Source organism: Lysinibacillus xylanilyticus, assembly GCF_001708185.1.
Classification (GTDB): domain Bacteria; phylum Bacillota; class Bacilli; order Bacillales_A; family Planococcaceae; genus Lysinibacillus; species Lysinibacillus xylanilyticus_A.
In genome coordinates this window covers 26,792-37,790 of the sequence record NZ_MDDN01000023.1, presented here as the reverse complement: position 1 = coordinate 37,790, position 10,999 = coordinate 26,792, and the positions used below count along the sequence as shown (strand labels likewise).

Genomic DNA, 10,999 nt, shown 5'->3' with positions numbered 1-10,999 from the left:
AAGTTAGCCAGTTTATGATACGGATTCTATATGATCCCAGAGGCTGGTCGACTTTTCTTCACTTCTACTAAATAAAATAGTAGCACAAACCATGGCCTTGGTTTGTACTACTAATCTTAGTATGTTTTTGTAAATCGCAATAGATCCATTTGCATAAATGTTTAGCTTATTTTCCCCGCTTTTAATCCTTAATTGGACAATCCTTCTGTAAGATATCTTGAAGGACATTTCTCAACTGCATATATTGCTGCTCTGTAATATTCGATTGCTTTATTACTTGACGTGACACTTCAGGTAACTTTTGGCGTACTTCAATACCTGATTTTGTTAAATAGATTTGCATTTGTCGCTCGTCTTCTTTGGAACGCTCACGACGGACGTAGCCTTTTACCTCTAACTTTTTTAATACTGGTGTTAATGTACCAGAGTCTAAAAATAAACGTTGCCCCAATTCCTTCACCGTAATTTGCTCATCGTCCTCTAGAGCTAGTATGGCGATATAACCTGTATAAGTTAAATCGTATGGCTTTAATAACATCGTATATCGTCGAATGATTTCCTTTGAAGTCGCATACAAAAGAAAGCATAGTTGATTATCTAAATGATTCGGCATAGGAATCCCCTCTTTAAGTACTTTTGATATTATTAATATTAAAAATAAAGTTTCTACTTGTCAAACACAATTAAATTGTGTACAATCGATTTTACAAAATTAAATTGCACACAATCTAATTGGTAGTGCCTAAGAAAAGGAGTTTTATCTTATGAAAGAATTGTATACAACAACAATGATTAATGACGGTGGCCGTAATGGTAAATCGTATGCAGAGGATCAATCGTTAACATTAAATATTGCACCACCTGGCTCAAAATTAGCGGATGTAACAAACCCAGAACAACTATTTGCAGCAGGTTACAGCGCTTGCTTTAATAGCGCGTTAGATTTAATAAAACGTCAAAAGAAAATTCAAGGGGCATCAACAATTAAAGCAACGGTTAAACTAATGGAACAAGCTGCATTTGACTATGTTCTTGCTGTTGAAATTGAAGGACATATTGAAGGCTTATCGATTGAAGAAGCACAGCAATTATTAGAGATTACACATACCGTTTGTCCATATTCAAAAGCGACAATGGGCAATATCAACGTAACAATTAAAGCGGTTTAATTTATATTTAGTAAAAGAGGGAAATAAAATGACAACAACTACACCAGTAAAACAAGTTATGCTCGAGCGTAAATCGGTTCGTAAATACAATGCTAACACAACAATTTCTCGTGAAACGATTATGCAATTGTTACAAGATGCAACTTCAGCACCATCTTCAAGTAATCTGCAGCCATGGCGCTTTATCGTCATCGATGATAAAGAAATTCAAAAGAACATTAACATTTTTTCATTTAATCAAGAGCAAATCGAAACAGCATCTGCCATTATCGCTGTCATTGGAGATGCAGAAATGTATCTAAATGCAGAGGAAATTTATGCAAAAAATGTTGAGCTGGGCTATATGCCTGAAGAAATTGCAAATAAGCTTGCACAAGACTCTTTAGCAATGTATCGTGCGGTTCCAAAAGAGGCACTACTAAATATCGTTCACTTTGACACAGGTTTAATTTCAATGCAAATTATGCTATTAGCGAAGGAAATGGGCTATGATACAGTCGCAATGGGTGGCTTCGACAAATCAAAATTTGCTGAATATATGGAGTTACCACCGAACGAAGTGCCTGTTTTATTACTAGCGATTGGCGAGGCAGCTGGACCAGCTTATGGCTCTTCTCGTCTTCCGATAGAGCGACTTGTGCGTTTCAATAAATAATTCGCAGGTTGGACAAGCGGATTTGGCAATGTCAAGGCGGAGTTAAGATGGAGCCTTTATATTTGCTTCAGGACATCTTAACTCTTTCTTTTGTATTTAATGATTTAGAACGCTCCAATAAGGTAGTTGATATGATAGTTCGAGAAATTCAATCTATAAAAGTAGATCACAGAGCTCGGTGCTTTTCTTCTTTATTGCCATATCTGATATTCACAATCCCACTGTTTGAAAAATTCATCTTCATTCAACAATACTTCATAGACCGGTCTAAAGAATCGTTGCACCTGCTTTATGCTATCCACAAATGCTACTGTCTGATCTGCCAATTGCTTCATGAAAAGCGGATGATTTCTTTCCAAAATTAGTCGCTGACAATCAAACATTTCTAAAATGCATTGTTGTAATACACGCCCTTCTATTTTCTGCGTTTTTAACACCGCAAAAACATCATAAAATGCTTTTATCGTCGTTTCTAGTGTTGGATATTGATACATTTCCACAAACTTTTGTGCCAATGCAAACTCAAGTGACGCTGTTACAAGCACTGGTGAAGCCATGTCGAGTAATGGTGGAAAAACAATTGTTTTCGGTGCCAACGGAATAATTTCTGTAAAACGAATCGTTACTATTATGTATGTAGTGATGTGTGACAAAGTAGCAGGTATCTTCAAATGAATCATATCTTTTTTTAAAGATATTTCTATTTCACTTCCTAAAAATACAACGCCATCCTCCAGTAGTTCAATTCCACAAATCTCCTGAAATGCATGCTTCATCATGCTGATTTTTTGTGCGATAGGTTTTGCTGTTAAAGATATTTCTTGTGGCTGCTTTATGAAACCATTTGTCAAAGCAACTAGTAATGAGTCTCCTCTCACCCAAAATTGATCCTGATACGAAGACACGGATAATCGATAGATGAATCTCTCTTGTATATATCGTGAGACCAGTTCATCTACGTGTGCATCGTTTTCTTGAGCTACATTCATGATTTGATCAAAAACATTCATTGATATAGAGCTTTTATTTCCCATTGTCAGCCTCGCCTTTGTCAAAATTTTATTAAAATTCCCTCTTTATTATGGCGTATTTTAGAATTGGAGTAAACGGTAATAAAAACCATCCAATTTATTCCACTTATTTAGTGTCAATAAAAAAAGACTGCAGGTAAAGTTGCATTCCTACAGTCTGAAACGTTCCCCTTTAATAAGGAAGTATTTCATAAATATTCAAGCACAATTCTCGCAATTAAAGTACGTGGCAAAATTGTGATAATACCACTTTCTTTTCTAACTAGCTGCTTATGTTCTTCATTGTAGCCCATACTATCTAAAATAATTAGATCGACCTGGTAATCTTTAAGGTATTGAGCAGCAGCTTTAAAGTTGGCATAATCATAAGGCGAGGCTACAGCAACAGTAATATTATTCGTAACACCTTTCCACTTATTTAAAATGATTCTCCTCTGTTCTTCTAGCGGAACAATTAAACCGATGTTCGGCTGATCGGCCATTGCAGCAATAACTTGTGTAACTATTCGACCAGGGTAAAAAATGGGCTTTTCACATGTTAACGTCGGAAAATCATCTGTGCATAGTACAATGACCATATCAACCTCTTGTTCTAACTTTGATAATTCATGCTGTAATAAAGGCAGTAATTCTCTTTTACTAATGATTATCGATCTGCCATCACGCAATCGCGAAACAGTGATATTCTTCTCTTTTTTCGCAATCACTTTGAGTAATTCCGCTTCTTTTAAGGAATCTAATGCTCCTCTTTCCACAATTTCAATATTGTCATGAAAAAATTCTTTAAAAGTAGGGGTAATGTCTGAACGAGGCGATTGTCCGATTGTTAGTATCCCGACTTTATTCATTCGCAGCCACTCCTAAAGTTTGACGATGTGTCATTGAACCATATAATTTCCGCAAATGCTTACATTCATTTTCATCATAAAACTTAGCTGTACCACCCACGAATTCCTTCGCTACTCCAACTGTAACAATTTTCACAGAGTCCGTTGCCCTTCGCTCACCTTGTACCGTTTGAAAGGAGGCTTCTACCTCTCCATATTCATCAAATAGTTGTACCACTTTTTCACCATTCACTTTTAGATGAACTAATCCATCTAAAATTGTTAATGTCTGTTTTAATGCCATATTTACACCTCCACAATCGTTTCCCCTGTAATTGGCTTAACTATCATAACAGCAATATTTGGCACCTTTTTATTCCGTTCGAATTTTCAGTCTTTTCGATATATGTTTATATCTCAATGCATTGTAAAGGCGCTTCAATCCTCCTTCACTTTTCCATCATAGGAACTTCCATCACTTCAATACATGTTACTTCACGTTAAATTCCTCCATTACTGTGTACTATTATCTCCACCTTTTAAAAATTTTGCCCATGAACTTAACGTGCTTCTTGCTATTTTTCACTTAAAAATGAATGGTAAGTTTCAATGTATAGTAATTATTGTCACATATGTTCTAATATATTGAAACATCCACCCGTCAAAACAGATATAAAGAACTAGTTCGATTTCGACAACGTACAAAAAAAAAGTAGACAAAGTCTGTCTACTGACTGAAAGATCTTATCTATATCTGTTCGATGATTATATTCGTCGTTTTCAGCCTTACTTTCCCTGCTTCGCTAATTCTATCCATCATTTCAGCCAACATTGCCTGAAAAATTAGACAAGGGGCAGCCTCGCCTTTGCGAAGCCACCCCTTTAGTATTTGATAGGTAACATTTTTGTAAATTGTAAAGTCTCAACCCAATCATCTGGGGAATGTTATCTTGAAACGTATATGTTTCACTCGCCGCGGTAAAATTCCACTGTGTGCCTTCTAACTTAAGCAACGCAAACCCAACCTTCTTTTGCGTCCTTGCAGCCCCAAAGCATGCGCCAGTGTGAATAAGTATCCTCAAAAACAAAAAGTAGAATGCCAGATTACAGAAATATGCCACCTAAAATAGCACGTTATATATTATACTACAGTGAATTTGAAAAGTAAAGCTTTCACTTCATATCTTACCCATGTTGCACAGACGATAAAGTTCTCACAATCGATTACTGTTGTAACTCTTTATTCCCAATTTATTTTGCTACATCCTCTACTGTTTTCTTTTTTCCATCAAATTAAAAACTTCGTCCATATCCATTTCAAACATCACTGAGTCTTGTGAAATAGGCGCAAAATAATAGGTAACTTTTTCTACCCCATATTCTTTCTCTAACTGCAACCACTTTTCCGTTGGTAGCAGACAAAAAGCTAAAGTATCACCGCCGAGTGAATCCATGTACCAACGGATTTGATAGTTTGGAGCCATAAAGTCCTGAATAGCTTTCAAGGTTGTGTCTCTATCAGTTCTTTCTTCATCATATGGGATTGCTTTCTTCACCCCATCTTTCATCAAGAAAATATCAACGCCCCTAGGCTTATCATTTTCAATAAGTTCAAATTTTAGATGATCTTCTTCAGGTAAGAAACCGTTAAAATATTCAATAATAGAATCGTCAAAATCTTTCCAATCCACCCACACCAATACTTCACTACCCCAAAACCTTTCTTCTTCTGCAGATGGATTTTTCAAAAATAGCTCGATTTCTTCATATACTTTGCTCATGCATAGCCTCCTTCAAAGACTTATAAAATTTTTCCACATCAACAGCATTTTCAGGTAATCCTGATACTTGACCATCTCCAACCTCAATAATAAGCCATCGACCATCAACCGTTTTTCCTATATCGATGGAGAAAAAGTTACTGTTAAACTGACTAGCTAACTGAATAAAAATGTCCAAATTAGGTTGCCCATAATCATAAGTAATCTCTTCCCAATAATCTAGCACTTGTAAAAGCTGACGCTTAAAAAACATCAATCTATATTCTCTCGACAGCGGCATACCACTCTTAGGGTGTTCAGCTACCTTCTCTAATGAAATAAATTCACGAAAGACAATCCCACCATTGAGATCCTGACCTTGTCTCTCAATAAAATTTTGGACTACAAAATCAAGCTGTTTTTTATCAGACGCATCAGGAATAAAACAAGCGTCTTCCCACTCATGCTTTCTTGATTTCACATAGTCCTTAATGAGAATCGGTTGTTGATGGAATTCAGCAACACTCTCATAGATACTATTGTAATCTTGATGAACAGCAGCTATCTCAAGCCATCTACTTTTAGGCGTGTAATCTTTAATAATTGGATAGGCGTTTGGAAAGTAATGACAAGCTACATATTGCGTGGGGTCATTAATAAGCTCCAAGTTTTTCTTTAGCAACCCTTGATATAACTTTTCATAATGTTCAGGACTCAACATCCAGCCACGATAAATGACCGTTTCCAGTGTATGTGAAGGCTCAATAAGACGTAATGCTTGCTGCACTTTATGATCTAATACGTCTTCGAGAAGAAATAAATCAACCTTAAACCCAAGCGATTTCGCTGTATTCATTTCTAATTCATAATCAACATCAACAGATCGACTGTTTAAAGGATCACTACAAAAAAGAATTCTCATGGCTATCCCCTTTCATCATCGAAATCAATCTTACCAATAAAGTCAATCTGGCATGTATCATGATTGACAGTTGAAATCTGCCCATCATAATCAACACCGTACAATAAAATAATCGTATTGTAGGGTGTCGATAATTCATTACCTACCATTGAAATAAATCTTTCTTTAAAATGCTCGGAATAAGAGAAATCATCATTGATTAATTGATGAAGATTAATAGAAGAGGACTCATAACAAACGGCTTCACAAAAATCTTCATCAAAGGTTAATCCAAAATCATATTCAAATTGATTGTAAAATTCATCATAAAGCTCTTTAAATTCATCTTCACAAGCGCGGTGTTGATTTTGCGGTAAGAAAAGCTGCTCTAGCTTTTGGGAGAACTCTTCATCTGTCTCGTCCTCACGCTGGTACACCGTGGCAAGATAGTGATTAAGCTGTTCATCATTTTTAAAACGGCCAACCCAAATCGATACATATCCGCTGTTTTCTTCGTAGTAAATCAATGCATCACTCCCTACCTACATATGTATATTAATCTCCTATTGCCCAACATGAAGGTATTTAATGTAAAACTACCTCTTTTTAAGGGGATAGAAACATTCCAAATAAATAACAACCCATTACTGTTTCATATTACCATATTATCAAATATACCTCTGCATAATTGCGTCCAGAATCGGCCGGAGGTTTTAGGCCAACAGATGTTTCTTGTGCAAAACCGTAGCGACAACAAAAGGGTTTTAACTGCGTGAAAGCGAAGCGGCAGCGGCAGATGTTTTTTGTGCGAAAGCGCAGTGCCAACGTAGCGTCAGCGGCAACAACATGATGTAAGTAATTTTTAGATAAAAAATAGAGGCAAGTCCAAAGTGAACAAGCCTCTTAAAAATATCTCTACACATTTAGAACACCATAATGGAACTTCGCGGTTGTTCTTTCAAACTGTTGAAATTGATATTTGGCAAACCATTCTGAGCGAAAATGAGCCTTTAACACAACCCGTTTTCTCGCTACTCGCTTCGCCTCACTTACCCAATCATCCGTTAATGTCACATGTTCCCCAGCTAAGCGTAATGCCTCAAAATTATTCGCTTCTTCAATAACCTCTTCAAACATCGGATCCATATACACGACATCAAAAGCATTGTCTGGTAAAGTCTTCAAATAGCTAACCGCTTCAGCATGCAGCACTTCAATTTGGCGCATACATGCAGTTAACGGCAGCTCAGTCGTATCATAGGATTGCATCCCCTGCTCAACAATAAATGCCACATTAGGATTCGCTTCCAACCCAACAACTCTGCCCGCTTCGCCAACTGTATAGGCCGCCAACATAGCATCCGCAGCAAGTCCCAGCGTACAATCAAGCACCGAATCCCCTATTTCAAGCTGTGCCGCTTCTAAAAATGGCTCCGCTTCTCCACGAGCTACACGCTTTAAGCGAAAAGCTGCAGAATTCGGGTGAAAGAAAAACGGCTCATTCGCGCCAAAAGCATAATATTCAAAACGATTTTTCCCCGCAACGATCACATGCGCATGCAATTCCTGAGAAATCTTCCGAACAGAACGCTTTTTCCTTGGTTCAAACGAAGCATCTAATTGTTGACATGCAAAAGCAGCGAGCGCCAACGATAAATCGTCTGGTCTGCCCGCTGTCGTAACAATGGTTTTTACTTCTCGCATGTTTGCTCTAAAACACCTGTTAAATGTGTAACAATCTGCTCTACAGGGAATCCTTCAATTTGCTCGCGCGGAATGAAGTAAGCCAATTCCCCATCCTTTAAAATCGCCATCGACGGTGAGCTTGGTGGTACATCCTCAAAAAAGCTACGCATCGCAACAGTCGCCTCAGGATCCTGGCCCGCAAAAACCGTCACAAGATGATCCGGCTTCACCGCCGCCACTGCCTCACGAGCTGCCGGACGCGCCAACCCAGCCGCACAACCACAAACCGAGTTAATCACAACCAACGAAGTCCCCTTCGCCTCCGCCATAAATTCATTCACCGCATCAGCAGTAGTCAGCTCCGTAAAGCCAGCCTCCACTAACTCCTCTCGCATCGGCTTCACTACCTGTTTCATATATTCATCGTAAGCGTTCATGCTTTTACCCTCTTTCATATGTATTCGCAAAGCTTATTATAGCAAGGTTTCTCACGAATGTACAAAGACTTGCCTTTTGCCTAATTTCATGGGTTTCGGAGGAAATGTGACTTTTTCGTGATTTTGGTGACTTTTTTGTGTAACGGAGGGTCGTTTGGTTGATGCTTGTTACACACCTAAAAAATGGCTTTTAATACGTACTAACGATTTAGCAGATACTAATTTAATAGGTAACTAATTACAGTTTTCTATTTTTAAATTATTTTACGGTCAAGTCTCTAAAATAATCACTTACACTTCTCCACAGGTTGTAATAGTCGTTATGAATAACTTTATTTATTTTTCCACGAACGTTTATATTTCGGCAAGTATTAAAATTATTTTGTGATCACATAGAATTCTATTAATATGTAATTGTACATAAATTTATTACAAGGAGTTAAAAAAACATGGAAACACTAATTACGAATGAGAGAACTTATAAAATTAAGTTTATTCCATTTGAAGACAAATGTGGGCTAAATGAAGACGGAACATATGAAATTGCTTACAGTGGACACAATATTGAAATTCATTTCAATGAAGAAATATTTGATGGAAGAATATATGAAGAGTCACAAAATAAAATTTCTTTTTATTCTATCCCTTACTCCTTTTTTAGAGAAGATATAGAAAGGGTAAAGAAATATTTTCAGGAAAAGCATGAAATACAGGAATTTTATTATCTTGACATAGACAGCGATGAAGGTTATATAAAATTTTAATAATGAATTAAAAATGACCAAGACGGCATTTATGACCTGGGTTTTAACATTTATTTAGAAGTACCACGTATTGTAGCAAAACTGAATTTACCTGCTATATAGCACTTCCAACAATTTGTTTAGCTTCATGCAAGGTGTTATTCCATCCACTATTAAAACGCCAACCATTTTAGGTTGAATTCACCTGCTTAGAAACATAATCACTATATGGATCGAGTTTAAAAGAATCCTGAATGAGTGCTGCGAGACCGTCGATACCTTTACGCATATGGTCTTACCGCAAATAATGTAGATGTTCTGCACGCTCGTAAAATCTTGCTTCATTGATTATTCAACTCCTTCAAGATCGTTTGGATGATGCGCTCATCTACGCCATTAAAAAAGGAAATTTCAGCACTAGTTGTTTTAATGATACAGCTCGGCTCAGGAGAGTTTTGTGGTGAAGTTGTTGATGAAGAGTTGTCAGTGATCGGATTTAGTGTCACAGGGACAATTGTTAGTTTGGTAGTTGACATAAAGAAGCACCTCCTCTAATTGATACATTTATCGTACCGGAGATGCCTGGTTATTTATATGCGTTATTTGATTACGGGCTTACTTTTAAACGATTATATGCCTTGGTCAAAAAATATCCAAGTGACATGTGCAAAATAGCCATTTATCCGAAAAAAAATAGGATAGATGGCTATTCGTCGTGCGTACCAAGAAGGTGCGCTTATTTTTTTATTTCGGGCTTACAAAAAGGGCTACAACACCAAGCGATAGCCTTATTTTCTACCTTTTTCAAGGGTAGCTATTCAAAAGTATGAATATGTACTATTTTTAAATCAGTTGGTAGGCAGCGTTGGAACTTCGTATAAATAGCCATCTGAAAATTGGAGGTCTATATAGTGATGATTTAATTTATAAGTATAACCTGTTATTTCAGGGTTATTTGGAGAGGACATAAAACCTGTATATTCCCCTTCTCCTAAAATTGAGATAACTTCCGATAGAGACATACCTTTTACAAGTTTTCCGTACCCTTCTATTGAAAGAGCAGGTGTTCTTATTAACCCTGCTTGGCTTGTACTTGCAAGCTTACCGTCAAAGTACACTAATGTAGGTCGAGAATACCCGGTTCCTTTATATTCGTATGACTCTATCCCATCAGATGTAGACATAGTAGGGTCAAGAGTACCCTCTAAATTAGTTAAAGCTTTAACTTCTTCATAGGTCATATTTGGCTTTAGTAACTTAAATAACTCCATAGTCATTTTAGATGGATATTCAGTATCACTTTGAGCATAGTCATTTACTTCTTTATCCGTTAAACTTAATTCTGGTTCAACGTATTCAGTAGCATATCTTTCAGAAGCAGGAACATCTTGACTTGTTCTATCTATTTCTACATTAGTTAGGTTATTATTTGTATTTTTCACATCACTATACTTACTGTATGCATTATACCCAAAATATGTAGTTCCACATGCGACTATTGACAGAATTACAACACTAATAAATAATATTTTAGATTTCATAGAATCCCCCAGTTTCATATCAAAATTTGAAATTCATTACCATTTTACCATATAACGTACGACTTAATATATGATGGTAATTTTTAATTTTCCATTTTATAAATGAATCTAAATCTTTTATAACTACTTTTCCATCATAATTCCAGTCACCTGGGATGAAATCTGACTCAGCATCCATGTTTTTTACACAAGTATTAATTAAAAACATTAATAATAGAGCAACTAACTTCACTTTCCACCAACCCGAAA

The 10,999-nt window shown here is 36.6% G+C and carries 14 protein-coding genes; 3 read left to right on the top strand and 11 right to left on the bottom strand.

The window, feature by feature from the left end; translation table 11 throughout:
• Positions 1-181: 181 nt before the first annotated feature.
• Positions 182-613, bottom strand: a complete 432-nt coding sequence (locus BFJ97_RS21860; RefSeq protein ID WP_068986734.1) for a MarR family winged helix-turn-helix transcriptional regulator — start codon at positions 611-613, stop codon at positions 182-184.
• Between the two features lie 151 nt (positions 614-764).
• Between BFJ97_RS21860 and BFJ97_RS21855 the strand changes: the two genes are divergently transcribed.
• The gene (locus BFJ97_RS21855) at positions 765-1,169 is read left to right on the top strand and encodes an Ohr family peroxiredoxin (protein ID WP_068986733.1); all 405 of its coding nucleotides are present in this window, start codon (positions 765-767) and stop codon (positions 1,167-1,169) included.
• Between the two features lie 28 nt (positions 1,170-1,197).
• Positions 1,198-1,824: a nitroreductase family protein gene (locus BFJ97_RS21850; RefSeq protein ID WP_068986732.1), complete on the top strand. Its 627-nt coding sequence runs from the start codon at positions 1,198-1,200 to the stop codon at positions 1,822-1,824.
• 191 nt (positions 1,825-2,015) lie between these two features.
• Here BFJ97_RS21850 and BFJ97_RS21845 read toward each other — a convergent pair whose 3' ends face one another.
• The 8 genes from BFJ97_RS21845 to BFJ97_RS21805 all read right to left on the bottom strand — a co-directional run bounded on the left by BFJ97_RS21845 (position 2,016) and on the right by BFJ97_RS21805 (position 8,466).
• Positions 2,016-2,858 (bottom strand): nucleotidyl transferase AbiEii/AbiGii toxin family protein, encoded by an 843-nt coding sequence (locus BFJ97_RS21845; protein WP_068986731.1) that lies wholly within the window; start codon positions 2,856-2,858, stop codon positions 2,016-2,018.
• A 185-nt stretch (positions 2,859-3,043) separates the two neighbouring features.
• Positions 3,044-3,703: an AroM family protein gene (locus BFJ97_RS21840; protein WP_068986730.1), complete on the bottom strand. Its 660-nt coding sequence runs from the start codon at positions 3,701-3,703 to the stop codon at positions 3,044-3,046.
• Positions 3,696-3,986: a DUF1177 family protein gene (locus BFJ97_RS21835; RefSeq protein WP_068986729.1), complete on the bottom strand. Its 291-nt coding sequence runs from the start codon at positions 3,984-3,986 to the stop codon at positions 3,696-3,698. Before BFJ97_RS21835 ends, BFJ97_RS21840 begins: the two co-directional genes overlap by 8 nt.
• A gap of 964 nt (positions 3,987-4,950) precedes the next feature.
• Positions 4,951-5,463, bottom strand: coding sequence for a glutathione reductase (locus tag BFJ97_RS21825; protein ID WP_068986728.1), 513 nt, complete (start codon positions 5,461-5,463; stop codon positions 4,951-4,953).
• The gene (locus BFJ97_RS21820) at positions 5,447-6,364 is read right to left on the bottom strand and encodes an ATP-grasp domain-containing protein (RefSeq protein ID WP_068986727.1); all 918 of its coding nucleotides are present in this window, start codon (positions 6,362-6,364) and stop codon (positions 5,447-5,449) included. The genes BFJ97_RS21825 and BFJ97_RS21820 overlap by 17 nt, the downstream gene beginning before the upstream one ends.
• Before the next feature lie 2 nt (positions 6,365-6,366).
• The gene (locus BFJ97_RS21815) at positions 6,367-6,870 is read right to left on the bottom strand and encodes an immunity 22 family protein (RefSeq protein ID WP_068986726.1); all 504 of its coding nucleotides are present in this window, start codon (positions 6,868-6,870) and stop codon (positions 6,367-6,369) included.
• A gap of 388 nt (positions 6,871-7,258) precedes the next feature.
• Positions 7,259-8,047: a class I SAM-dependent methyltransferase gene (locus tag BFJ97_RS21810; RefSeq protein ID WP_068986725.1), complete on the bottom strand. Its 789-nt coding sequence runs from the start codon at positions 8,045-8,047 to the stop codon at positions 7,259-7,261.
• Positions 8,035-8,466 (bottom strand): BrxA/BrxB family bacilliredoxin, encoded by a 432-nt coding sequence (locus tag BFJ97_RS21805; RefSeq protein WP_068986724.1) that lies wholly within the window; start codon positions 8,464-8,466, stop codon positions 8,035-8,037. Before BFJ97_RS21805 ends, BFJ97_RS21810 begins: the two co-directional genes overlap by 13 nt.
• Positions 8,467-8,915: 449 nt before the next feature.
• On the opposite strand from BFJ97_RS21805, the gene BFJ97_RS21800 reads away from it, so the two are divergent.
• Entirely contained in the window at positions 8,916-9,230 is a 315-nt protein-coding gene (locus BFJ97_RS21800; RefSeq protein ID WP_068986723.1) for a hypothetical protein, read from the top strand.
• A gap of 320 nt (positions 9,231-9,550) precedes the next feature.
• Here the strand turns inward: BFJ97_RS21800 and BFJ97_RS21795 are convergent, their stop codons facing one another.
• A complete protein-coding gene (locus tag BFJ97_RS21795) occupies positions 9,551-9,745 on the bottom strand; it encodes a hypothetical protein (protein WP_068986722.1) in 195 nt (64 codons plus the stop codon).
• A 312-nt stretch (positions 9,746-10,057) separates the two neighbouring features.
• Positions 10,058-10,750 (bottom strand): hypothetical protein, encoded by a 693-nt coding sequence (locus tag BFJ97_RS21790; protein WP_068986721.1) that lies wholly within the window; start codon positions 10,748-10,750, stop codon positions 10,058-10,060.
• Positions 10,751-10,999 lie beyond the last annotated feature (249 nt).

Coding starts and splice junctions, on each gene's coding strand:
- BFJ97_RS21860 (WP_068986734.1), bottom strand. CDS start 613: ATGCCGAATCATTTAGATAATCAACTATGCTTTCTTTTGTATGCGACT.
- BFJ97_RS21855 (WP_068986733.1), top strand. CDS start 765: ATGAAAGAATTGTATACAACAACAATGATTAATGACGGTGGCCGTAAT.
- BFJ97_RS21850 (WP_068986732.1), top strand. CDS start 1,198: ATGACAACAACTACACCAGTAAAACAAGTTATGCTCGAGCGTAAATCG.
- BFJ97_RS21845 (WP_068986731.1), bottom strand. CDS start 2,858: ATGGGAAATAAAAGCTCTATATCAATGAATGTTTTTGATCAAATCATG.
- BFJ97_RS21840 (WP_068986730.1), bottom strand. CDS start 3,703: ATGAATAAAGTCGGGATACTAACAATCGGACAATCGCCTCGTTCAGAC.
- BFJ97_RS21835 (WP_068986729.1), bottom strand. CDS start 3,986: ATGGCATTAAAACAGACATTAACAATTTTAGATGGATTAGTTCATCTA.
- BFJ97_RS21825 (WP_068986728.1), bottom strand. CDS start 5,463: ATGAGCAAAGTATATGAAGAAATCGAGCTATTTTTGAAAAATCCATCT.
- BFJ97_RS21820 (WP_068986727.1), bottom strand. CDS start 6,364: ATGAGAATTCTTTTTTGTAGTGATCCTTTAAACAGTCGATCTGTTGAT.
- BFJ97_RS21810 (WP_068986725.1), bottom strand. CDS start 8,047: ATGCGAGAAGTAAAAACCATTGTTACGACAGCGGGCAGACCAGACGAT.
- BFJ97_RS21805 (WP_068986724.1), bottom strand. CDS start 8,466: ATGAACGCTTACGATGAATATATGAAACAGGTAGTGAAGCCGATGCGA.
- BFJ97_RS21800 (WP_068986723.1), top strand. CDS start 8,916: ATGGAAACACTAATTACGAATGAGAGAACTTATAAAATTAAGTTTATT.
- BFJ97_RS21795 (WP_068986722.1), bottom strand. CDS start 9,745: ATGTCAACTACCAAACTAACAATTGTCCCTGTGACACTAAATCCGATC.
- BFJ97_RS21790 (WP_068986721.1), bottom strand. CDS start 10,750: ATGAAATCTAAAATATTATTTATTAGTGTTGTAATTCTGTCAATAGTC.